The sequence below is a fragment of the Bordetella tumbae genome (assembly GCF_054780995.1).
This window is the reverse complement of record NZ_BAAGVG010000011.1, coordinates 23,847-46,582: the sequence shown is the minus strand read 5'-3', so window position 1 is coordinate 46,582 and position 22,736 is coordinate 23,847. Positions and strand designations below refer to the sequence as shown.

Here is a 22,736-nt window from a genome sequence, read left to right as displayed (position 1 = left end):
ATGTCAATCTAATGGTGCAATCTCTGGATCACGCTGATCGCCGTCGCCCAGAGCGCGCTGCATCAGGACCGTGTCTCGCCATTGTCCAAATTTGTAGCCCACCGATCGCAGCGTACCCACTGGATGAAAACCCTGGCGGGCATGCACTGCCAGCGAGGCGGCGTTGCGGCTGTCGCCCACGACCGCCAGCATCTGCCGCCAGCCGCCGGCCGTGCATCGCTCCACCAACTCGGCGAGCAATCGGCCCCCTATGCCTTGGCCGGCGATGCCGGGTTTGACATACACCGAGTCCTCCACTGTGTAGCGATAGGCCGGGCGGGGCCGGTAGGGTGTCGCATAGGCATAGCCGACGATTTCGCCATCGCGCTCGGCCACCAGATAAGGCAGGCGTTGGGCCAATACCGCCTCGCGCCGGGCATGCATGTCGGTGAGCGTGGGCGGGTCGAGTTCAAACGAGGCGGTGCCATGAGAGACGTGATGGGCGTAGATGGCTTGGATCGCGGGCACATCGTCGGGGGTGCTGTCGCGCAGAATCAAGGCGGAGGAATCGGTCATGTTCGGGTACGGGAAGAACTGTGCGGACCAAGGGATTATGAGTCCGTTGGGGTACGTACAGTGTGCGGCAGGAACCAGTATTAATAAAGCTTTGGTTTATTATTCAAAGCATAAGAAATTCTTTGGTTTTCAAGAGCGGCGATGTTTTTCAAGAGCGACCCATGCGTGGCCTGAATCTGGATCATCTACGTATTTTTCTGGATGTGATCGAGCTGGGCAGCTTTTCCGCTGCGGCAGACAGGCATGGGCTGACGCAGCCCGCAGTGAGCCTGCAGGTGCGCCAACTGGAGCGCCGCTATGGCTTGCGCCTGGCCGAACGCGTCGGCAAGCGGGTGACAGCGACGGCGGCAGGCCGGGATCTGCTGGCACACATCCGCGCGATTGATGCCGCCGTCGAGCAGGCCGAGCGCAGCATGCAGGCGCACAGTGCCCAGGTGGTGGGCCGCGTGCGTTTGGGGACGGGGGCGACCGCGTGTACGTATTTGCTGCCGCCCCTGCTGGCGGATTTGCGGCGGCGGTTTCCGGCCTTGGAAATCGTGGCCAGCACCGGAAATACGGCGGATGTGTTGCGCGGCATTGAGGCGAACACCCTGGATATCGGTTTGGTGACCTTGCCCGCGTCAGGCCGTATGTTTCAGGTGACGCCGGTGCTGGAGGACGAGTTCGTGGCGATTTTCCCGGGTACAGACAAGGTCCCGGCCGCCATCACGCCGCAGGCGTTGGCCGAGCGACCGGTCGTGCTGTTCGAACCGGGCGCCCGTACGCGTGAACTGGTGGACAACTGGTTCGAGATGGCAGGGGTGCAGGCCCGGCCCACAATGGAATTAGGCAGCACCGAAGCCATGAAGGAGCTCGTCGCGGCGGGCCTGGGATGCGCCATCTTGCCGGCGCTGGCGGTTCCCAAACGGCGCGAGTCAGCCCTGCAAGTCAGGTCTTTGACGCCCCGGTTATCGCGCACTCTGGCAGTGGTGTTACGCAGCGATAAGCCGCTGCACCGCGGACTGGCACAGCTGCATACGGCGCTTTTGGCGTTGCGCCAGGGGCACGGCTGAATGCAGCCTCCCGGCGATCCGGCGTATTATTGACAACTTTGCGAACTTTCCCCGTCCGAGAAACACCATGCCGCAATACCGTTCCCGTACTTCCACCCACGGCCGTAACATGGCCGGCGCTCGCGCTCTCTGGCGCGCCACCGGTATGCAGGACGGCGATTTTGGCAAACCGATTATTGCGGTAGTGAACTCGTTTACGCAGTTTGTGCCGGGCCACGTGCACCTGCGCGATCTGGGCGCTCTGGTCGCCAAAGAGATCGAGGCTGCCGGTGGCGTCGCCAAAGAGTTCAACACCATCGCCGTGGATGACGGTATCGCCATGGGTCACGGCGGTATGTTGTATTCGCTGCCCTCGCGCGAGTTGATCGCGGATTCGGTCGAGTACATGGTCAATGCGCACTGCGCTGATGCCATGGTGTGTATCTCGAACTGCGACAAAATCACCCCGGGGATGTTGATGGCCGCGATGCGGTTGAATATCCCGGTGGTCTTCGTATCTGGCGGCCCCATGGAGGCTGGCAAGATCAAGTCGCCGACCGACGGTAAAGTCATTGCCAAGATCGACCTGATCGACGCCATGATCAAGGCCGCCGATCCCAAAATCACTGACGCCGAGGCCGAGCAATACGAGCGCAGTGCCTGTCCGACCTGCGGATCGTGCTCGGGTATGTTTACCGCCAATTCCATGAATTGCCTGACCGAGGCGATCGGCTTGGCCCTGCCCGGCAACGGCACGATTGTGGCCACGCACGCCTGGCGCAAGGGCTTGTTCGAACAGGCCGGCCGTCTGGTGGTGGATCTGTGCCGCCGCTATTACGAGCAAGACGACGCGTCGGTTTTGCCGCGCAATATCGCGACCAAGAGCGCCTTCCAGAATGCCATGACGCTGGACGTCGCCATGGGCGGTTCGACCAATACCGTGTTGCACTTGCTGGCTGCGGCTCAAGAGGCCGGCGTGGATTTCAATATGGTCGATATCGACCGTATCTCGCGTAACGTACCCTGCCTGTGCAAGGCGGCGCCTGCGACGGACAAGTATCACATCGAAGACGTGCACCGTGCCGGCGGTATCCTGGGTATTCTGGGTGAGTTGGCGCGTGCGGATCTGCTGGATCTGAGCTGCGGCAACGTGCACAGCGGCACGCTGGGCAATGCGATCGAGCAATGGGATATCAACGGTGGTGCTGGCGAGGCGGCGCAAAAGTTCTATCGCGCAGCGCCTGGCGGCATTCCTACGACGGTGGCATTCAGTCAGGACGTGACTTATCTGACACTGGATCTGGATCGTAAATCGGGCTGCATCCGCGACAAGGCCAACGCTTATTCGAAAGACGGCGGCCTGGCGGTGTTGTACGGCAATCTCGCACCCAAGGGCTGCATTGTCAAAACGGCTGGCGTGGACGAGTCTCAGTGGGTGTTTACGGGCCGCGCGCGTGTCTTTGAAAGCCAGGATGATGCGGTGGAAGGCATTCTGGGCGACAAGGTGGTGGCAGGCGATGTCGTGGTGATTCGCTACGAAGGCCCGAAGGGTGGACCGGGGATGCAGGAAATGCTGTATCCGACGTCTTATCTCAAATCCAAGGGATTGGGTAAGACCTGCGCGTTGTTCACGGATGGCCGTTTCTCTGGCGGTTCGTCGGGGTTGGTGATCGGGCACGCGTCGCCTGAGGCGGCCGAGGGTGGCAATGTGGGTCTGGTCGAGGATGGCGATACGATCGAGATCGATATTCCCAATCGCAAGATCCATCTGGCGATTGCCGAGGACGAGCTTGCGAAGCGTCGTGCGGCTATGGAGGCGCGTGGCGACAAGGCGTGGAAGCCTGTGGATCGTCAGCGGGTGGTGTCGCAGGCGTTGCAGGCTTATGCGGCGTTGGCGACTTCTGCGGATCGTGGGGCGGTGCGGGATGTGTCGCAGTTGAAGCGTTGATACTGCTGTTGATGCGTTAATGCGTTAATGCATTGATGTTGTTGGGCAGGCGTGGTTCTTGAGACGTCCCGGCCGGTTGCCGTGGGCCGCACCGGCCTAATCGGATCGGCTCGGCGCAAGACCAGGCGCCTCGGCCCCGCTACGCGGGGCTGCCCGATCCTCAAAAGGCCGGCGCGGCCCACGGCAACCGGCCGGGACTCGCAGTAACGGCTGACCGAGAATGTATATGCCGGTTGTGGGGATTTTTCGAGCGGGTTCTGGTTTCTGATGCGCCGATTTTTTGATGCCGTGCACATGTTTGAAAGCATGTGCACGGCATTGATTTTTGTATCGCTGCTAAATCACCGACGCCATACCGCCATCCACTGGGATGATGGCGCCTACTACATAGGCTGAACGTGGGCTGGCCAGGAATAGGGCGACGTCGGCGACTTCTTCGGCTTTGCCGTAGCGGCCCAGGGGGATGCGGGCCTGGCTGTCGGCCAGGGCCTGGTCGCGCGAGATGCCTTGGCGTTGGGCGTCGAGTTCCAGGACTTGTTCGACGCGTTGCGTGAAGGTCGGTCCGGGGTTGATGCCGTTGATGCGGATGCCGTAGCGGGCGTAATGGGCGGCCAGGCCTACCGTTGACAGCATCAAGGCGGCGTTGGCCGAGCCGCCGGCCAAATGGGTGCTGGTGGGGCGCTTGCCGCCGTTGCCGATGATGTTGACGACGATGCCGTTAGTGGCGCCTGCGGGGCGGCTGGCGGCACGCTCGCGCATGCGGGTGAGGACGGCGTCTTGTACATGGATGTAGGGGAAAAATTTCGCATCCATGGCGGCGCGCCATTTGCCGGCGTCCAGGTCTTCGGGCTCGTAGCGGCGGGCGGCGCCGGCGCTGTTGATCAAAATGTCGATCGGGCCGATCTCGGCCTCGATGCGTGTAATGGTCTGGGTGGTGGCTTGTGGGTCAGAGAGGTCTGCGGCAAAGGTAGCGACGTTGTGTCCGCTCGCCTGTAATTGAGCTCGAGCCTGTTCGAGTCCCTGTGGGTCGCGCGCGATGATGGCGACGAACGCGCCCTCGGCAGCAAATGCGTTGGCGACGGCCAGGCCTATGCCTTTGCTGCCGCCTGTGACTACTGTGACTTTGCCGTTCAGTTTCAGGTTCACCTGGTGCTCCGCGAGATATGGACGATGCGGTTAACGATACTGCATCACGCAAATGTCTGTTCCATCTCCCGGCGGAACTGCACCGCGGCGGATTTGTCGTCGAATTCGACGTCGTGCCAGCGGATGGGTTGTGATTGCCGGACAGGGTTTTTCAGTTTGACTTTGTGTGCGAGGCCTAGCGGCAGATAGCCGTCCGCGACGGAGTCGCGAGCGGGCATCAGCCGGCCGTAAACGGTATAGCCGCCTTCGCCGTCGAGTTCTTGGCCGACTGCCAGGTCGCGTTTGGCGGTCGCGACGACATCGCCGTGCCAGCCGGTTGGGGATCCGGTCGGCTCGTGACGTAATCCGACGCTGGCCACGCTGATGCCCAGCTCGAGGCCGATCAGGTGGTAGGGTTTGTACATGGCTGCGTAATTGCCGCTGGGATCGGTCAGCAGGCCATATTCCTTGAAGCAGCGCCGGACGTAGTCGCTATCGGCTGCCAGCGTGACATAGACGCCCCAGCGCAGGTCGCGAAATACGGGGCGGCCATCGCGCTCCAGAGATGAGATGACTTCGACCTGACCGCGGTGGTGCAGCATGCCGCCTTCTTCCCGTGGGCGCAGTACGCGCGGCAGGTCGTCTACGCCGCAAGGCGGGAAGTGCAGTCCCGATGGGGCTGGCAGCAGGCCAGTGGCGTTAGAAACGGCCGCCATTTCGATAGCGCTCTTGGTGCCGTCCAGAAAGCTGTTGAACATCTGGGCGTTGAAGTCGCCCGCCGCCACCATCTCATCGGTGAATCCGTAGTAGGGCCATACGGTGTCGGGGGTGGAGGTGTGGAACTCTGGCAAATACTTGGTGCCTTTGCCGGCGGCGATGACTTCAAAGCCGCTTGCACGTGCCCAGTCGACCATATCGCAGATCAGGGCGGGTTGATCGCCATAGGCCAGTGAATACACGATGCCTGCTTCGCGTGCGCGGCGTGCCAGCAGCGGGCCGGCCAAGGCGTCGGCCTCGACGTTGACCATGATGATGTGTTTGCCGTGTTCGCAGCAGGCGAGCACGTGTGCGATGCCTCCGGCGGCATGCCCCGTGGCGTCGATGACGATCTGTATCTCTGGACTGGCGATCACTTCCAGCGCATCGTCGCTGAAATAGACCCGGCGTGATCGCGCCGCGTCGGGCAGGCTCTCTGCGTGCAGCGCGTCGGGGGGCCAGCCTACTCGTGTCAACGCTGCGCGAGCCCGGGAGGGCTGCAGGTCTGCGACGGCGACGAGTTGAATGCCAGGGGTACGCCGGGCTTGGCTCAGAAACATGGAGCCAAACTTGCCGGCTCCGATGAGCGCGACGCGCAAGGGTTTGTTGTCGGCCTGGCGTTGTTTGAGCAGGCGGTGCAGATTCATTGCTGCGTCTCCTTCGCGGATTGGGGCGTGGGCCGTCGGGGGCGCGGCCCATCAATCTGGTGTCAGGAATGTCGGCGGTGCTGCAGATGGCAGCATAGCGGTTTTCCGTGACGGATAGCTGAAGAATTTGCTGCCGGTGCTCGGCCGGGATCGCCTCAGGCGTCGGCGGTATAGAGCTCGCCGGCGAGGACGTTGCGCCAGTTTGCCCAGGTGAGGCGGGGGCGGCCGGTGATGTGCTGGTTGTACGGGGCGTCGTACAGGATGTGTTTCCATTTCGGACGGACGGCGCCGGTGATTTCGGGCTTGTCGTCGATGAGGAGGTCGCCTTGGACCAGGGTTTTATCTTTCGTCAAAATCAGACGGTTGGTTGCCTCGCGGCCTAGGTGCTTTTCTACCCATAGGTACTTTTCCGCGACGCAGTTTTCGAATTGAGATAGGGGGGATGAGCAGATGCGGACGTCCATTCCTAACGCCAGCAGTTCTTTGAGGGCGTCGATGGCGCCAGGGACGGGCGGGAGACTGCGTATGAAGCCGGGGGCGGTGTAGATGGCTTCGGCGCGGGAGCGTAGTTCGGGGGGGTAGTTTTGCAGGATGTAGAAAGAGGTGCGGTCTTGGTATTCGACGGGGGGGATGTCGGGGTATTGCTCGCGCCAAGCGGTTACAAAGCCGTGCTCGAAGTCAGCTAGGACGCCGTCTTGATCTAGCAGGATTAGCATGGGAGTGGCAGCGGGAATATCAGAGGGGGATTGATTTTGCCATGACGTTGCGCTGAAGGGGCTTTTTGCATGGCGAGGTGTTGTTCTTTTGGCGTCGAGGAGGGGCAGTGGCCGTGTGCGGGCTTCACGTGATCGGTCGGCCGCCTGCGCGGCCGACACCGCTTCGTCAACCTCGTCGCTGCGCTCCTTCGGTTTCCCTCGCTCGATCACGAGGCGCCCGCACACGGCCACTGCCCCTCCTCGACTCGCGATGAATCAAGTTCGCTGCATTGCTGGGACGAATTGTGTGCTTGGGCCTCGTGGCATGGGACGGCAGGTCATCGGGCTGCGAGCTCTGGGGGTAATGGGGTGTCCCAGCCGCCGCCTAGGGCGCGTACCAGGTTGACTGCTGATCGTGCGCGTTCGCCGTCTAGTTGCACTGATACGCGTTGCTGGGCTAGCACTGTGCGATCAGCTTCGATGACGTCGAGGTAGCTGATCGAGCCTTCGTTGTATTGCGTGTGCGAGATGCGGGCAGCGCGTTCGGAGGCTTGCAGGGCGGCGTCTTGGGCGGATATCTGGCCGGACATGATGCGCAGGTTGGCCAGGTTGTCTTCGACTTCACGGAATGCGGTCAGTACGGTTTGGCGATAGTTGGCTACGTCTTCTTCGTAGACGGCGCGTGCGCGGTCCAGGCCAGCTTGGCGGCGGCCGCCGTCGAAGATGGGCAGCGACAGGGCGGCGCCAACCAGCGGACCCAGGATGAATGTGCGCGTTGACCATTCGAACAGGTTGCCGAGTTCTGCGGATTCAAAGCCTGCACCGCCGGTGATATTCAACCTCGGGAAGAATGCTGCCTGAGCGGCGCCGATACGGGAGTTGGCGGCGGCCATGGCGCGTTCTGCGGCGGCGATGTCGGGACGGCGTTCCAGCAGGGTCGAGGGCAGACCGGCGGGAATGGTGACGGCGATGCGCGTGAGCGGTTGTTCGGGCAGGCTGAATTCGGACGGGGCTTTGCCTAACAAGACGGCCAAGGCGTGTTCGGCCGTGGTGCGGCGGCGTTCGAAGCCGAGCGTTTCTGCACGTGCGGATTCCAGCTCGGAGCGTGCGCGGGCCAGATCCAGTTCGCTGATGTCGCCGGCATCGTAACGACGCTGGATGAGTTGCAGCGTTTCTTCGCGCAAGGTGACGGTCTGGCGATACAGGCGCAGTCCGGCGTCTAGTTCACGTACTTGAAAATAGGCTTGTGCGACGTCGGCTTGCAGAGCGAGCAGTACGGATCGATAGAGGGCTTCGCTTTGTTGTGCGTCAGCGGTGGCGGCATCTACGGTGGAGGCGACACGGCCGAACAGGTCGGCCTCGTAGGCGACGTTGGCTTGGGCGCGCCATAAGGTCGAGGCGTCAGTGGATGCGCTGTCGGATAGGCCTTGCGATGCGGGCGAGGGACGTTGGCGTGTTGGGCCAAAGCCTACGTCCACGCTGGGGAATAGTTCCGAGCGGGCGTCACCCAGCAGGGCGCGTGCCTGTTTCAGACGCGCGGCAGCGGCCTGCAGGTCCTGGTTGGATTTTTGGGCTTCCTGTTCCAGGGCGTTGAGCGTGTCGTCACCAAACAGCTTCCACCATTCGCCGCGCAGCGTTTGCTCGGCGGGCTGAGCGGCCTGCCAGGTGCCGGCTTCGTGAGCCGGCAAGGGCTGCTGCGTCGGTGCCTCTTTGTAGGCTGCGGGAGTGGTGACGTCAGGGCGTTGATAGTCAGGTCCCACCGCGCATCCAGCCAGCACTAATAGCATGGCGAGCAGGCCGGAAACTTTGGGCAGAAAGGTGCGCGCTGCGCGAGCCTTTGCTGCGGGCGCTGCGGCCCGCAAAGCGTGCGTCGTTTGGGAGCGAGGAGCATCACTTTGTTGTGACAGAGATGCTGCGACTCGCGGCCGGGTCATGAGGCTTTCTGCAGCGAAAGCCGGTGTCGATAAGTGTGTCATGAAGGTGTTCTCTTAATAGCGGATATCCATGAGTGCCGTCATGTTCAATGGCTCGTGTGATCGGTCGCGGGGTGCGTCGTCACAGGGGCTTCGTGATGCGAGGCCGAGTGCAGTTTGCGCGAGCTCATTGTCCGCAGCAGGACGTAAAACACCGGGGTCAGGAACAGACCGAACAAGGTCACGCCCAGCATGCCGAAAAACACAGCGATACCCATGGCTTGCCGCATTTCCGAGCCGGCGCCAGAGGACATGACCAACGGCACGACGCCCATGATGAAGGCGATGGACGTCATCAGGATAGGGCGCAAGCGCAGGCGGCTGGCTTCGATCGCGGCCTGCAGCGGGGTGCTGCCTTGCATCTCCAGTTCGCGTGCAAACTCCACGATCAAGATGGCGTTCTTGGCGGACAAGCCGACCAGCACCATCAACCCGATCTGCGTGAAGATGTTGTTGTCGCCGCCGGTCAGCCAGACACCTGTCAGGGCGGCCAGGATGCTCATGGGGACGATCAGGATGACGGCCAGGGGCAGGGTCAGGCTTTCGTACAACGCAGCGAGCACCAGGAACACCAGCAACACGCTGATGGGGAACACCCAGACACCAGCGTTGCCCGCCAGGATCTGTTGATACGTCAGGTCGGTCCATTCGAACTTGATGCCGCGTGGCAAGGTCTCTGCCGCGATGCGTTCGGCTGCGTCTTGCGCCTGGTTGGACGAGTAGCCGGGTGCAGGTCCGCCGTTGATGTCAGAAGCGGTGTAGCCGTTGTATCGCACGACCATCTCTGGTCCAAAGGTCTGGTGCACGTTGACCATTGCAGACAGAGGTATCATCTGGCCCGTGTCGCTGCGCGTCTTCAATTGCAGGATGTCATCCGGGTGAGCACGGAACTGTGCATCGGCCTGGGCTCGTACTTGGAATACGCGGCCAAAACGATTGAAGTCGTTGACGTACATGGACCCCAGATAGATCTGCAGCGTATCGAACACATCGGTGACGGGGACACCCAACTGTTTGGCTTTGACGCGATCGAGGTCTACGTCCAACTGCGGAACGTTGATCTGATAGTTGGAGAACGTGGGGCCGAGCTCGGGCGTTTGACGCGCCTTTTCCAGGAACGCCTGGGTGGCTTTGTCCAGCTCGGCGTAGCCGAGAGCAGCGCGGTCTTCGATCTGCAGTTTGAAGCCGCCCATGGTGCCCAGACCCATCACCGGCGGGGGCGGGAATACGGCGATATAGGCGTCTTTGATCGCAGCGAATTTGGCGTTCAGGTTGTTGGTGATGGCGTCGCCCGAGAGGTCTGCGCTATGGCGTTCCTCAAAGGGCTTGAGCGTCACGAACACAATGCCGGCGCTGGAGCTATTGGTAAAGCCGTTGATCGACAGGCCGGGAAAGGCGATGGCGCTTGCCACGCCGGGTTCTTTCAAGGCGATGTCGGTCATGCGGCGGATCACGTCGTCGGTACGGTCCAGCGACGCGCCGTTGGGCAGTTGGGTAAAACCGATCAGGTACTGCTTGTCTTGCGCCGGGACGAACCCACCCGGGACCAACTGTGAAATTCCCACCGTTGCCGCCAGCAGCAGCACATAGACGCCCATGGCACCGGCTTTGCGGCGGATCACGCCAGTGACGCCGACGGCATAGGCATCCGAGGAGCGTGAAAAGAATCGGTTGAACGCATTGAAGAATCGTCCGAACAGACGGTTCATGACACGCGTGAGCCAGTCGGGCTTGTCGTGATGCCCTTTCAGCAGGATGGCTGAGAGTGCGGGTGACAGGGTCAGCGAGTTAAAGGCCGAGATCACCGTCGAGATGGCGATGGTCATGGCGAATTGCTTGTAGAACTGACCCGTCAGCCCCGTCATAAAGGCCAGCGGTACGAATACCGCGCACAGCGTGAGCGCGATGGCGATGATGGGGCCGCTGACTTCGCGCATGGCGCGATAAGTCGCCTCTCGTGGCGTGAGACCTGCGGCGATATTACGCTCTACGTTTTCGACCACCACGATGGCGTCGTCGACCACAATACCGATGGCCAGCACCATGCCAAATAATGACAGGGCATTGATCGAGTAGCCAAACACCAGCAGCAGGGAAAAGGTCCCGATGATGGAGACGGGCACCGCCAATAGCGGAATCAGCGACGCGCGCCAGGTCTGCAAGAATACGATCACCACGATCACCACCAGCGCGATGGCTTCCAGCAGTGTCGAGATCACCGCCTTGATACTGGCACGCACAAACTGTGTGGGGTCGTACTCGATGCGGTAGTCCACCGAGGGTGGGAAATCAGCCGACAGTTCCTTCATCGTCTCGCGTACTTGCGCCGAGACATCCAGCGCATTGGCGCCAGGCGATTGCATGATCCCCATCCCGACGGCGTACTGGTTGTCCAGCAACGCGCGCAATCCATATTCCTGAGCGCCCAGTTCGACACGCGCGACATCGGACAGCCGCGTGATGGCACCATCGGGTGATGACTTCAGGATGATGTTGCCGAACTCAGTTTCGTTTTGCAGGCGGCCTTGTGCATTGACCGAGAATTGCATCGGCACATCGCCCACAGTGGGGGACTGGCCGATGACACCGGCAGCAACTTGTACGTTCTGTTCGCGGATGGCGTTGACCACGTCGGTCGCGGTCAGATCACGTTGTGCGACCTTTTGCGGATCCAGCCACACGCGCATGGAGTAGCTGCCCGAGCCCCAGATCTGGACTTCGCCCACACCGCTGATCCGCGCCAGACGATCCTTGACGTTCAGAATGGCGTAGTTGCGCAGGTAGGTGCTGTCGTAACGGTTGTCGGGCGAAATCATATGCACCACCAGGGTCAGCGTCGGCGAACTCTTGGTGGTGGTGACGCCCAGCCGCTGCACATCCGGCGGCAGGCGAGGCAGGGCTTGCGAGACACGGTTTTGCACCAGTTGCTGCGCCTTGTCCGGATCCACGCCCAGCTTGAAATACACCGTCACCGCCAGGTTGCCATCGCTATTGGCTTGCGACTGCATGTACAGCATGTCTTCGACGCCGTTGATGGATTCTTCCAGCGGCGAGGCTACTGTGTTGGCAATCACGGCGGGGTTGGCGCCTGGATATTGCGCGCGCACCACGACTGACGGGGGGACGACTTCGGGGTATTCCGAGATAGGCAGCTGGAACATGGCCAGCAGGCCCGCCAACAACACGAGCACCGATAGAACACCTGCGAAGATGGGCCGGTCGATAAAGAATTTAGAGATATTCATGCTTGCTTCCTGCAAGGGGCATGGCGGCTTCAGGCAACACGGGGTCTAGCCAGCACACAACATCGTGTGCTGGCGGCGAAAGTGGGCTAAAGCCTTTTTTATGTATTCAGGTGCGAATTTCCTGGTGCGGGCACAATGCTTTTCAGTTCAGGCTGGCAGTGGTCTTGGGCTTGGCAGGCGTAGTGGGAGCCGGTGTTGCAGCCGACGCCGGTGTCGTAGCCGGCCCGGACACCGAGGCAGGCTCCGCTATCGGCTCTGCGGTCGATGCCGTTGCCGAGCCGGTCGTAGCGATCGGCGGGCTGGACGGCGGCGTATCCATCGACACGAGGTTCGGCGCGACGGTCTCGCCGGGACGTACGCGCTGCAGGCCATTGACCACGATGCGTTCACCCGGTTGCAAACCGTTGGTGACCACGCGCAGTTTGCCCTGGCTCGCACCTAACGAGACTTGCCGGTATGCGGTGCGGCCCTGGTCGTCTACGACGAGCACAAACCGTTTGTCCTGATCGGTACCGATGGCGCGTTCTTCGATCAGCACGGCTTGATGAGGCTCGGTACCGCCCAGGCGGATACGGGCGTACATGCCCGGCACGAGTTGGCCATCCGTGTTGTTGAACACGGCCCTGACGCGTATCGTGCCCGAGGTGGTGTTGATGCGGTTGTCCACCGATTGCACAACGCCTTCGCGGGCATAGCCGTCCTCGTTGGCCAGGCCCAACTGGACCGGGACCGAGGCGCCGGTGACGCGGGCCGGGCTCACGTAGTTCAGATAGGCTTGTTCGTCGACGTCAAAGGATGCATACATCTGCGACACCGATACCAGCGTCGTCAGGGGCACCGAGCTGGCACCCGCGGCCACGACGTTGCCCTCGGTGATTTCCGCGCGGGAAACCCGGCCCGCCACGGGCGCGACAATCTCGGTATATCCCAGATTCAATTTCGCGGCATCCAGGGCGGCTTCGGCAGCCTGCAGGTTGGCACTTGCTTCGTTGGCATCGTTGCGTTTGGATTCGAAATCCCGCTTGGCGATGGCGTTTTCTGCCAGCAGCCGTTTACCGCGTGCGAATTCGGATGCCGTGAAGGCCACTCTCGCGCGGGCGGCAGAGAGCTGAGCGGCGGCGCGGTTCACTTCGGCGGCATAGGGACGCGGGTCGATCGTAAAGAGCGGATCGCCTTTGTTGACCAGGCTGCCGTCTTTAAAATGCACGGCAGTCAGTGTGCCGGATACGAGCGGCCGGATGTCGACCCGGTCGATGGCTTCCAGCCGGCCGGAGTAATCTTGCCAGTCGATGATGGTTTTACCCAGTGCCGGGGCCACGTCTACTGACGGGGCGGGCGGTGCGTTCTGGGCTTGGGCGGCTCCCGTGCCGGACTTGTCGTTCCACAGGGAATAACCACCCCCCGCGGCCAGCAAGGCCACGAAAACCGCCAATAAGGCAATGCGTGGACGCGAAACAGACATGGTGTTTCCTTAAACTTAATGGGGAGAGAGGGACGAGAGCGGCGGGAGCAGGCATTCCGCTGGGCACAGACCCGGTACGAATGGGTCAGAGGCTATCGGCCAACTTAGATGAGGTGTATTCTGAATGTTTTCCGATTCAGGATAAATACAGCTGATTCGTCAACACTGTTTGTGCAAAACGAACAATCAGAGTAAAAAGCGCGGTATGCTGTGCACACTGCTACTACTCAACCCACCAGGACAGGACCATGGATCGTTTTCAAGCCATGCAGGTCTTCTCACGTGTTGTCGAGGTCAATAGCTTTACCCGGGCCGCTGATTCCCTGGGATTGCCTCGCACGACCGTGACCACCACCATTCAGAATCTGGAGCGCCATTTAGGTGTTCGATTGCTGAATCGCACCACGCGCCGCATCAGTCTGACCCCGGACGGGGCGGCCTATTACGAACACAGTAAACGCATCCTCGCCGACGTCGAGGAAACCGAAGCCTGCTTTCATGAGGCCGCTGTGCGGCCACAAGGCCGGCTGCGCATCGATGTGCCCGCCAGCGTCGGTCAGTTGATCCTGTTACCGGCATTGTCTGAGTTTCACACGCGTTATCCGGATATCGAACTGGTCTTGGGGATGAGTGATCGCCGCGTCGATCTCGTCCAGGAGGCCGTCGATTGCGTGATCCGCGGGGGCGAACTCGAGGACTCCACGCTGGTGGCGCGCCGGATCGGTTCGTTTCAATTCTTGACCTGCGCGGCGCCGTCTTATCTGGAACGCCACGGCGTGCCTCATTCTTTCGACGATCTGAAGCACCACAAGGCGGTGAATTATTTCGCCAACCGCTCGGGCCGCGATTACGCCTGGGATTTTGTGGTCGATGGCGAGGTGCGCGAAATCGATATGCCGGGTGCGGTGTCGGTGAATGACTGGAACGCCCATATGACGTTGGCCAGGCAAGGTGTTGGTCTGATTCAGACGGCGCGTTTCATCGCCCTGCCGCATGTGCAGACCGGCGAGCTGATCGAGGTGCTGCCGCGGTGGAAACCCCGGCCCTTGCCGATTTCCTTGCTTTACCCCCAAAGCCGTCAACTGTCGCCGAAGGTGCGGGTATTCTCGGACTGGGTGGCGGAGCTGTTCTCGCGCTGTCCGTTGCTGCGAGGCGGCGATGGCACCGAGAGCTGCCACGACGTCCAATGTGCCGAGCTGTCCGAGGCCGCCTTGCGGGCTCCCCGACGCGGCGAAATGGCCGAGGCCGAGTATGTGATGTAACGACGGTGAGCCAGGGGCCACGGGCGCGGCTGTACGGCGCGCGCGGGGCCGGTGGCCGGGAGGGTTGTGCTGGCCCCGCTCAGGTTACGGCGGGCGCTGCGGACGCGCAGGGCATGCCATACGTGTGCGTACTGTATATTTGGGCGGTTGCCTTTACGCCTCATTGGCCCACTCTATGCAGCAGCCCGTTCTTCCCGCGTATTTGATTGCCCGCTGGCTACTTTTGCTGGTGTTGCTGGCCGGCGTCTATTTTTTGAGTGGATTTTTGGTGCCCGCCCTGGCGGCGCTGATCATCGGCTTGGCGACATGGCCATTATTTCAGCGCATCGTGGATGCCTGCGGCGGCCGCACCATGCTGGCGGCCTCGCTGGCGCTGGTAGGCGTGATTCTGGTGCTGATCGTGCCGTTGACGCTGGCGCTGTCCTATGCCGTGCAGGAGGCCAGTAATTTCATCGCCTGGGCACTGGCGGCCAACCGCCACGGGGTGTCGGTGCCCGTCTGGATCTCGTCGATGCCGATTTTTGGCGACCGGCTGTCCGATTATTGGCGGACCTATCTGGGCGAGCCCCATGCGTTAGGAACCCTCGTCGAAATGGTCAGCGGCGAGCATCTGGGCAACATCTACCGTATGGTGTTGTCCGCCACCGGCAACGCGTTTCAGCTGCTGCTCAACGTGGTGTTCATGTTGATTACCCTGTTCTTTGTTTACAAGGACGGCGATCGCATGATCGGTCAGTTGGATATCCTGGGCGAGCGTATCTTGCCCTCGCGTTGGCTGCGGTTTTCCCGGGTCGTGCCGGCGACCGTCGGTTCCACCGTGACGGGGATGAGCCTGATCGCCGTGGGCGAAGGCGTCGTGCTGGGGTTGGCGTATTGGGTTGCCGGTGTACCGTCTCCTGTGCTGTTGGGCGTTGTGACGGGCTTTATGGCCTTGATTCCCGGTGGCGCGCCGTTGTCATTTACTCTCGTGTCCTTGTATCTGGTGGGCTCGGGGCATCTGGTGGCGGGCATTGCCTTGTTTGTCTGGGGCACAGTCGAGCTGTTCATCGTCGACAAGACCCTGCGTCCGCGGCTCGTGGGCGGGCCGGTCAAATTACCGTTTCTGCCGACGTTCTTCGGGCTGATCGGCGGCGTGAAAACCATGGGTATCGTGGGCCTCTTCGTCGGACCGGTGCTGATGGCACTGCTGGTCGCCGTGTGGCGCGAATGGGTGCGTAATGTCCAGCGCGAGCGCGAGGGCGGTCAGTTGAATAATGACCACATTGATCCAGAGCTTCAGCGCGACGAGCGTGCGTAAAGCGATATGATGACATTTATATCGACGTAGTTACGTCGGTATTACTGGGCGCCCCCAAGACCGGGCTGCGCTCAGCCCGCCTCTGACCAGAGGCAAGAAACTTGGGACGGCCCGGCGTTTCTGTAGAGGAAAAAATGTCTGCATCATCCGTGGCGGAGCAAGTCGCCACTTTGCGCGATCAAGGATTTGTCGTGGCTCGCCAACTGGCGTCACCGGATACGGTAAAAGCCATACGAGCCGAGGCGCAGCGTCAATTGACCGAGGCGATCGAGCCTCTGGAATACGAGGCCGATGTGCAGTATCCTGGTGCTCCGTCCTCGCGCCAGGCGCAGGGCGGCGCGACGGCGCGCCGGCTGCTCAATGCGTATGACCGGGGACCTTTGTTTCAAGCCTGGGCTACGTCGCCCGCAGTAGCCGAGTGGCTGCATACCTATTTTGCCGACACGCCCGTGCTGTCCAAGGTGCATCACAATTGCGTGATGACCAAGCATCCCGCCTATGGCAGCCTGACGGGCTGGCATCAAGACATCCGCTATTGGTCGTTTTCGGACGACGACCTGGTGTCGACGTGGCTCGCCTTAGGGCAGGAGACGGCCGACAACGGCGGGCTGTTCTTTCTGCCTGGATCGCATGCAGCCTCGTTTTCAGCATCACAGTTCGACGAGCAGAAATTCTTTCGCTCGGACCTGCCGGAAAATCAAAACTGGATCGCGCGTGCCGTCTGTCCGGAACTGCAGCCCGGCGACGTCGTGTTTTTTCATTGCCGTACCTTGCACGCGGCGCGGCAAAACAGCAGTGATCAGGTGAAACTGTCCTTGGTGCACACCTATTATCCGCAGACCACGGCACCGTTGCCCGGAACTCGGTCGGCGTCGGTGCCAGGGGTGCCACTGGCGACGTGAATGCCGGCGCGATCTGCTGCAAATAATCGCCAGCCCCCGTGGCCATCCAATCGCAGGACCTGGCTGTGAAATACATCTAGCGTGCTGCGATGTCCGACGCTCACGAGCATGCTGCCGGGCAGCTCGGAGCGCAGCAGCGTATAGAGCGTATGTTCCAGCCCCTCATCGGTGGCAGAGGTCGCTTCGTCCAGAAAAACGATGGCGGGTTGATTGAACAAGACGCGTGCAAAGGCCAATCGTTGTTGTTCGCCGAGTGAGAGCACGCGCGACCAATCGTTGGTCTGGTCCAGTGCCGTGATCAGATGTGCGAGTTGCGTGTGTCTCAATGCTACGACGAGGCGTGTATCGTCGGCCGCAGTGGCGGTGGCGGGATAGGCCAATGCCGTACGTAGATCGCCGAGCGGCAGATAGGGGCGTTGCGACAGGAACAGCGCCTGGGCTTGTGTGGGGCGCTGTACCTGGCCCTCTGCATGAGGCCACAGGCCGGCGAGCGCGCGTAATAGGGTGGTCTTGCCGCTGCCGGATGGACCTTTGATCAGCAGGGCTTCGCCGGGTGATAGCCGCAGATGCAAGTCACGCAGCAAAGGGTGATCACGATCGTCCGGGCGATAGACGCTCATGTTTTCGATGTGCAGCGCATCGGCTAGCGGTTGGGTTTGCACATGCGGCAATGCGCGGGCGTGTTGGTTGGCCTCTTGAAATCCATCCAGCCGGCTGAGCGTGGCGCGGTACTGCGCAAACGTGTCGTACGACGTGCGAAAGAACGATAGCGAATCCTGAACCTGGCCGAAGGCTTGCGAGGTTTGCATGACATCGCCGAGCTTGATGGCACCACTGAAAAAACGAGGCGCTTGCAAAATGAACGGAAACACTACGGCGATCTGGCTGACGGCGAGATTCAAGCCACTGAATTTCAAAGTGCGGCGGATCAGCGCCCATTGATTGCTGATATAGGCGGCAAAGCGCGCGCCCAGGGTTTGCTGTTCAACGGCGGCACCTTGATAAAAAGCGATGTTCTCTGCGTTTTCGCGCAGCCGTACGAGGGCATAGCGAAAGTTTGCGGTGAGGCGTTCGGCCAGGAAATTCAAACGGATCAGGGGATGTCCGATCTTGAATGCCAGCAGCGTGGCCACGATGACATACAGGTAGACCAGCATGACCATGGCGCGGGGGATCTCGATGCTGCCCACGGACCAGGGCCCGGATAGATTCCAGAGAATCTGGGTGAATGCGACCAGCGACACGATGGCGCTGATCGCACCGAATGCCAGACTGCGCGATCCGCTGATGAATGCCGCGATGTCCAGTTCGATGCGTTGGTCGGGGTTGTCGACGGGCTGATCGAGGAATTGGCCGCGATAATAGGCGCTGCCCGCCAGCCAGTCTTGTGTCAGGCGCTCGTTGAGCCAGACGCGCCAGTGAATCTCAAACGCCTGGCCCACGTAATAATCGATCAACGCCCGTGCGACGTGTACCGTGGCCAGGACGCCGAATATGCCCAGCATGAGCCAGAATGCTTTGGCATTGAGTGCCTGGAGGGCGTTGTAAAACCCTTGGTACCAGTACGAAAACAACACGGTCATGCGTACCGCGGCTAATGCTAGAAACAGCTGCAATGCCAGGCTGAACAGTGGTTTATAACTGCGTCTCGGATCGAGATATGGCCAAGTCAGGCGCCAGAACTGCCGACCCCAGGTCGTGGTGCGCGCCAAAATAAAAATCGAAATGGCCGAGACGCTGCCTGCGATGAGAAAGCTGTATGTCAGCCAAAGCAGACTGCTGCCCAGCTGCTGATGCCAATCCAGATCCATGAGAAACGCCTGCCTTGCCGTGAGTTCTTTTTTGTCGCAGGGCCGTCGCAAAAACAACGCGTTTGGCAGCAAGCCGAGGGTGCAGCGTGGGGGCGGCAAGCCAAAGGCGCAGCATCGGTTTCTTTTCGCGATGTGTCCTGTTGCGAGCGTGCGGTGTCGGATTAGCCCTATACCGCCACTCATGGAAATTTAGAGGGGATATTGTTGAATAGTTCCCTGAACGCCAGTTGAACGGCGAGGCGGCCTCACGCGCGGTGTGCAGTTTGCGCAGCGAGCCAGAACGCTTCGGCGGCAGGGGTGAGTGTGCTGTTGGGGCGGAACAGGCAGATATCGGCAATGACCTGCCAGTCCGCATTTCCCGCCTCGACCAGCCGGCCCTCTTGCAGATCAGTTGCGATCAGGCTTTGTGGCAGCCATGTCACCCCTCGTCCATCGAGCGCCATGTTTTTCAGCACGGCAGCCAGGTGGGCCGTGAAAACGGGTTCTACCCGGGCGCGTTGCAGCGCGGGGCCCAGCAAGGCGCGGATCAGGCGGCCGAGGCCGGATTCGGTGTTGTAGGCCAACATGGGAATGGCCTTGCGCGCATGGGTGGACAAGGCATGGCGCGGACGGCCGGCACGATCGGGCGCACACACCGGGATCAACGTATCAGTACCGATTTTCAGCGATCGATAGTCAGGGGTATCCAGGCGGCTGGGTGCCTGCGCATGCGTGTGGCATATCAGAAACTGTACCCGGCCTTGCTGCATCCAGGCTTCGCATTGCTGCAGCATGTCGGACACCAATTGAATGGGCCCGATGGATGTGCGCGACTCCAGCCCTCGCAGCCATTGCGGCAAGAACGTCAGCGAAAGCGCATGCGTGGCGGCAAAGCGCAAGGTGGCTGAGCCCGCCGAGGCTACGGCACGAGCCTCGTCAGGCACGCGCGCGACACGCCCCAGGATTTCCTGCGCGGTCGTGCGGAACCAGGCTCCTGTCTCGGTCAACGTGACTGGGTGCGTGCTGCGATCAAACAGCTCCACGCCCAACCATTGCTCGAGCGCACGGATCCGCCGGCTGAATGCCGGCTGCGTCATGTGGCGGTCTTCGGCTGCGCGTGAAAAATTACCACTGGCAGCCAATGCGAGGAAGTCTTCCAGCCAGGACAGATTCATGGGGGTGCTCCAAGGATGCAGCGGGCTATCAAAAGCTATGCCGACAAAGCATGAAAACAGAAAAAAACAGCATTGGGCAAGCTCGCCGCACGACCTCGATAATACGCCGCATCGATCGCCGGGACATCGGCGCGAACCATATCTCATCAATGACCGGAGACCAGCTCATGAAGATCGTCGACATCCGTGAATCGACTCGTCCGATTAAATCCAATATTCGCAACGCCTACATCGATTTTTCGAAGATGACGCTCAGCCTGGTTGCGGTCGTGACCGATGTTATTCGGGATGGCAAGCCGGTGATTGGTTATGGATTCAATTCCAACGGACGCTATGGCCAAGGCGGCCTGATCCGCGAGCGTTTCGCGCCACGCGTATTGCAAGCCGACCCAGCCAGTCTGCTCGACGATGAGCGCGACAATCTGGATGCCCACAAAATCTGGGCCACGTTGATGACCAACGAGAAACCTGGCGGTCACGGCGAGCGTTCGGTGGCGGTGGGCACCATCGATATGGCAGTCTGGGATGCTGTCGCCAAAATCGAAGGCAAGCCCCTCTATCAACTACTGGCCGAGCGCTATGGCAATGGCACGCCGAATCGCGACGTCTTCGTTTACGCGGCCGGAGGCTATTACTGGCCGGGGCAGGGTTTGGACGGGCTGCGCCGCGAAATGCAAAGCTATCTGGATCGCGGTTATTCCGTGGTGAAAAAGAAAATCGGCGGGGCATCATTGGCCGAGGATTGCGAGCGAATCGAGGCGGTATTGAAACTGCTGGGACCAGGTCAGCGTCTGGCGGTGGATGCCAACGGTCGATTCGATTTAAAGACGGCGGTGGAATATGCCAAGGCGCTGTCTCAATACGATCTGTTCTGGTACGAAGAGGCTGGCGATCCGCTGGACTATGCATTACAGGCTGAGCTGGCGAATCATTATGCAGGGCCGATGGCCACAGGCGAAAACCTGTTCTCCATGCAGGACGCGCGCAACCTCATCCGCTATGGTGGCATGCGCCCAGACCGTGATTGGCTGCAATTCGACTGCGCCTTGAGCTACGGGCTGGTGGAGTATCTGCGCACGTTGGATATGCTGAAAGAAAACGGCTGGTCGGCTTCGCGTTGCATTCCCCACGGTGGTCATCAAATGTCGCTTGCTATCGCGGCGGGGCTTGGACTGGGGGGCAATGAGTCTTATCCGGATTTGTTCCAACCCTATGGGGGGTTTCCGGATGGGGTGCAGGTCAAGGATAGTATCGTGACGTTGCCGGAATTGCCGGGGATTGGGTTTGAGGGGAAGGCGGATTTGTATGCGGAGATGAAGGCGTTGGCGGAGTAAAGGTGTATTGTGCGAAGGAGGGAGTTCTTTTGGTCGTCGAGCCGAGGCAATCGGCCCGGCCGGGCTTCACAAAGTCGGTCCGGCGCGCGGGCGCCGGACATCGTGTTCGCTCGCTTCGTCCGGCCCCTACGGGCCTACCTTCAGCGTCCGCTCCACTCGACTTTGAGGCGCCCGGCCGGGCCGATTGCCTCGGCTCGACTAGCGGCAACTAGAATTCTCTGCATCGCCGGCACGGCTCTCGTGCTTGGCGTTTTTTCGCAGCCGCGTTGGCAAAGAAGAAGATCTTGCGGTGCTGCTTTCGGCGCGCGCCCTGCGCGCCCACCTCAAGCGATCGGTCCGGGCATGCGGCGGGGTTGGCGTGGTGCCTGGTTGGAGGATCTGCTTGGCCGCGAGTGAGGCTTGCGGCGATGATGCGTAGGGCACTTTTTCCGGCGGCGTATCCATGGCATGCTTGTACTCTGGGTCAGAGTTCATCGCTGCGGACGTGATTTGCGCTCACCATGATGGCGCTACAACGAGTGCCATGCGTGGCATTACGTCAATGTGACTCGAGAGATCTTTTGTTTGGCAACGGTGCCACAGACTGTGCATGCAGATCCCGAACGCGATGAGCGGGTGTGCAGGGCACCCGCTCATCGCAGCCCTGCAAGATTCTTCTCTTCACCCAGGCTGATTCAGAAAAATGCCAAGCAAGAAAGCCGTGCCAGCGATGTGATGAGTTTGAGTTACTGCGAGTCGATGCGGGGCAGTGGCCGCGTGGGGGCGCCTCGTTGGCGAGCGGAGTGGATGTCGAAGGGAGCGCGAAGGCGCGGACGAGACGAACGAACGCGGTGTCCGGCGCCCGCGCGCCGGACCGCCAACGTGAAGCCCCCACGCGGCCACTGCCCCGCATCGACGCCAATAGCACTAAAACCGCCACACCCCCTACAACATCACCCTCAAATGCTCATCCAAATGGCCAGTAGGCACCACCCTCCACCCACTCTGCGCATACCGCAACCACCTCCCCAATACGAGATGCGTCAGCAAACTAGCCCGAGCACTGATATCCGTATCAACCGGTAGATCCCCATTAGTCACCGCAACGCGCAGCGACTGCTTCAGCGATGCCTCAATCCGATCATTGATGTGATTGATCCGCTCCTGCAGCCGATTATCCTCAGTCACCAGCGCATCCCCCGTCAGCACGCGCGTCATGCCCTTATTGCGTTCTGAAAACGCCAGCAGCATCGACACCGTCTTGCGCGCCTGTCCCACACCATGCGGCTCGGCGGCGGCGATCTGATTGACCAGCGTAAACAGGCTGACCTCGATGAACTCGATCAGTCCTTCGAACATCTGCGCCTTGCTCGCAAAATGTCGATACAACGCCGCTTCGGATACCTGCATGCGCGCCGCCAATGCGGCCGTAGTGATACGCGCCGCGTGCGGTTGCTCTAGCATTTCTGCCAGGGTTTGCAGGATCTGGGTCTTGCGCTCGCCGGGTTTGCTGGCCATGGCTGACTACAGTTGGTCTGAATCAAGGAAAAGAATGAATGC

General features: G+C 60.9%; 16 protein-coding genes. 6 read left to right on the top strand and 10 right to left on the bottom strand.

Features of this window, described 5'->3' with window-relative positions; genetic code table 11:
* Positions 1 to 3: 3 nt before the first annotated feature.
* Complete coding sequence (locus tag ACYVI2_RS08760) at positions 4 to 555, bottom strand: GNAT family N-acetyltransferase (protein ID WP_415818771.1); 552 nt, start codon at positions 553 to 555, stop codon at positions 4 to 6.
* A 161-nt stretch (positions 556 to 716) separates the two neighbouring features.
* On the opposite strand from ACYVI2_RS08760, the gene ACYVI2_RS08755 reads away from it, so the two are divergent.
* Complete coding sequence (locus tag ACYVI2_RS08755) at positions 717 to 1,607, top strand: LysR family transcriptional regulator (protein WP_415818770.1); 891 nt, start codon at positions 717 to 719, stop codon at positions 1,605 to 1,607.
* A 67-nt stretch (positions 1,608 to 1,674) separates the two neighbouring features.
* Positions 1,675 to 3,534, top strand: a complete 1,860-nt coding sequence (gene ilvD, locus ACYVI2_RS08750) for a dihydroxy-acid dehydratase (RefSeq protein WP_415818769.1) — start codon at positions 1,675 to 1,677, stop codon at positions 3,532 to 3,534.
* Positions 3,535 to 3,870: 336 nt separating this feature from the next.
* On the opposite strand, the gene ACYVI2_RS08745 is transcribed toward ilvD, so the two are convergent.
* From ACYVI2_RS08745 to ACYVI2_RS08720, 6 genes are all read right to left on the bottom strand, one after another.
* Complete coding sequence (locus ACYVI2_RS08745; RefSeq protein ID WP_415818768.1) at positions 3,871 to 4,680, bottom strand: SDR family oxidoreductase; 810 nt, start codon at positions 4,678 to 4,680, stop codon at positions 3,871 to 3,873.
* A gap of 44 nt (positions 4,681 to 4,724) precedes the next feature.
* Positions 4,725 to 6,062 carry an NAD(P)H-dependent oxidoreductase gene (locus ACYVI2_RS08740; protein WP_415818767.1) on the bottom strand — a complete coding sequence of 446 codons (1,338 nt, stop codon included), beginning with the start codon at positions 6,060 to 6,062 and terminating at the stop codon, positions 4,725 to 4,727.
* A 155-nt stretch (positions 6,063 to 6,217) separates the two neighbouring features.
* A complete protein-coding gene (locus tag ACYVI2_RS08735; RefSeq protein ID WP_415818946.1) occupies positions 6,218 to 6,778 on the bottom strand; it encodes a 5'-3'-deoxyribonucleotidase in 561 nt (186 codons plus the stop codon).
* A gap of 317 nt (positions 6,779 to 7,095) precedes the next feature.
* Positions 7,096 to 8,544 (bottom strand): efflux transporter outer membrane subunit, encoded by a 1,449-nt coding sequence (locus ACYVI2_RS08730; RefSeq protein ID WP_415818945.1) that lies wholly within the window; start codon positions 8,542 to 8,544, stop codon positions 7,096 to 7,098.
* 233 nt (positions 8,545 to 8,777) lie between these two features.
* On the bottom strand, positions 8,778 to 11,975 hold the full coding sequence (locus ACYVI2_RS08725; protein WP_415818766.1) for an efflux RND transporter permease subunit: 3,198 nt from the start codon (positions 11,973 to 11,975) through the stop codon (positions 8,778 to 8,780).
* A 142-nt stretch (positions 11,976 to 12,117) separates the two neighbouring features.
* The gene (locus tag ACYVI2_RS08720) at positions 12,118 to 13,437 is read right to left on the bottom strand and encodes an efflux RND transporter periplasmic adaptor subunit (RefSeq protein ID WP_415818765.1); all 1,320 of its coding nucleotides are present in this window, start codon (positions 13,435 to 13,437) and stop codon (positions 12,118 to 12,120) included.
* Positions 13,438 to 13,685: 248 nt separating this feature from the next.
* Here ACYVI2_RS08720 and ACYVI2_RS08715 point away from each other — a divergent pair, with 248 nt between their 5' ends.
* The 3 genes from ACYVI2_RS08715 (at position 13,686) to ACYVI2_RS08705 (ending at position 16,898) form a co-directional block, all read left to right on the top strand.
* Entirely contained in the window at positions 13,686 to 14,699 is a 1,014-nt protein-coding gene (locus ACYVI2_RS08715; protein WP_415818764.1) for a LysR family transcriptional regulator, read from the top strand.
* 175 nt (positions 14,700 to 14,874) lie between these two features.
* Positions 14,875 to 15,996 (top strand): AI-2E family transporter, encoded by a 1,122-nt coding sequence (locus tag ACYVI2_RS08710; RefSeq protein ID WP_415818763.1) that lies wholly within the window; start codon positions 14,875 to 14,877, stop codon positions 15,994 to 15,996.
* Between the two features lie 134 nt (positions 15,997 to 16,130).
* Positions 16,131 to 16,898, top strand: coding sequence for a phytanoyl-CoA dioxygenase family protein (locus ACYVI2_RS08705; protein WP_415818762.1), 768 nt, complete (start codon positions 16,131 to 16,133; stop codon positions 16,896 to 16,898).
* Here the strand turns inward: ACYVI2_RS08705 and ACYVI2_RS08700 are convergent.
* A complete protein-coding gene (locus ACYVI2_RS08700; protein ID WP_415818761.1) occupies positions 16,826 to 18,709 on the bottom strand; it encodes an ABC transporter ATP-binding protein/permease in 1,884 nt (627 codons plus the stop codon). The genes ACYVI2_RS08705 and ACYVI2_RS08700 overlap by 73 nt on opposite strands.
* Positions 18,710 to 18,954: 245 nt before the next feature.
* The gene (locus ACYVI2_RS08695) at positions 18,955 to 19,863 is read right to left on the bottom strand and encodes a LysR substrate-binding domain-containing protein (RefSeq protein WP_415818760.1); all 909 of its coding nucleotides are present in this window, start codon (positions 19,861 to 19,863) and stop codon (positions 18,955 to 18,957) included.
* 167 nt (positions 19,864 to 20,030) lie between these two features.
* Between ACYVI2_RS08695 and ACYVI2_RS08690 the strand changes: the two genes are divergently transcribed.
* Positions 20,031 to 21,197, top strand: coding sequence for a mandelate racemase/muconate lactonizing enzyme family protein (locus ACYVI2_RS08690; protein WP_415818759.1), 1,167 nt, complete (start codon positions 20,031 to 20,033; stop codon positions 21,195 to 21,197).
* A 924-nt stretch (positions 21,198 to 22,121) separates the two neighbouring features.
* Here ACYVI2_RS08690 and slmA read toward each other — a convergent pair.
* On the bottom strand, positions 22,122 to 22,694 hold the full coding sequence (gene slmA, locus ACYVI2_RS08685; RefSeq protein WP_415822292.1) for a nucleoid occlusion factor SlmA: 573 nt from the start codon (positions 22,692 to 22,694) through the stop codon (positions 22,122 to 22,124).
* Positions 22,695 to 22,736 lie beyond the last annotated feature (42 nt).

Excerpts from the sequence above, each read along its gene's own strand:
- ACYVI2_RS08760 (WP_415818771.1), bottom strand. The coding sequence starts at position 555 with ATGACCGATTCCTCCGCCTTGATTCTGCGCGACAGCACCCCCGACGAT.
- ACYVI2_RS08755 (WP_415818770.1), top strand. The coding sequence starts at position 717 with ATGCGTGGCCTGAATCTGGATCATCTACGTATTTTTCTGGATGTGATC.
- ilvD (WP_415818769.1), top strand. The coding sequence starts at position 1,675 with ATGCCGCAATACCGTTCCCGTACTTCCACCCACGGCCGTAACATGGCC.
- ACYVI2_RS08740 (WP_415818767.1), bottom strand. The coding sequence starts at position 6,062 with ATGAATCTGCACCGCCTGCTCAAACAACGCCAGGCCGACAACAAACCC.
- ACYVI2_RS08735 (WP_415818946.1), bottom strand. The coding sequence starts at position 6,778 with ATGCTAATCCTGCTAGATCAAGACGGCGTCCTAGCTGACTTCGAGCAC.
- ACYVI2_RS08730 (WP_415818945.1), bottom strand. The coding sequence starts at position 8,544 with ATGCTATTAGTGCTGGCTGGATGCGCGGTGGGACCTGACTATCAACGC.
- ACYVI2_RS08725 (WP_415818766.1), bottom strand. The coding sequence starts at position 11,975 with ATGAATATCTCTAAATTCTTTATCGACCGGCCCATCTTCGCAGGTGTT.
- ACYVI2_RS08720 (WP_415818765.1), bottom strand. The coding sequence starts at position 13,437 with ATGTCTGTTTCGCGTCCACGCATTGCCTTATTGGCGGTTTTCGTGGCC.
- ACYVI2_RS08715 (WP_415818764.1), top strand. The coding sequence starts at position 13,686 with ATGGATCGTTTTCAAGCCATGCAGGTCTTCTCACGTGTTGTCGAGGTC.
- ACYVI2_RS08710 (WP_415818763.1), top strand. The coding sequence starts at position 14,875 with ATGCAGCAGCCCGTTCTTCCCGCGTATTTGATTGCCCGCTGGCTACTT.
- ACYVI2_RS08705 (WP_415818762.1), top strand. The coding sequence starts at position 16,131 with ATGTCTGCATCATCCGTGGCGGAGCAAGTCGCCACTTTGCGCGATCAA.
- ACYVI2_RS08700 (WP_415818761.1), bottom strand. The coding sequence starts at position 18,709 with ATGGATCTGGATTGGCATCAGCAGCTGGGCAGCAGTCTGCTTTGGCTG.
- ACYVI2_RS08695 (WP_415818760.1), bottom strand. The coding sequence starts at position 19,863 with ATGAATCTGTCCTGGCTGGAAGACTTCCTCGCATTGGCTGCCAGTGGT.
- ACYVI2_RS08690 (WP_415818759.1), top strand. The coding sequence starts at position 20,031 with ATGAAGATCGTCGACATCCGTGAATCGACTCGTCCGATTAAATCCAAT.
- slmA (WP_415822292.1), bottom strand. The coding sequence starts at position 22,694 with ATGGCCAGCAAACCCGGCGAGCGCAAGACCCAGATCCTGCAAACCCTG.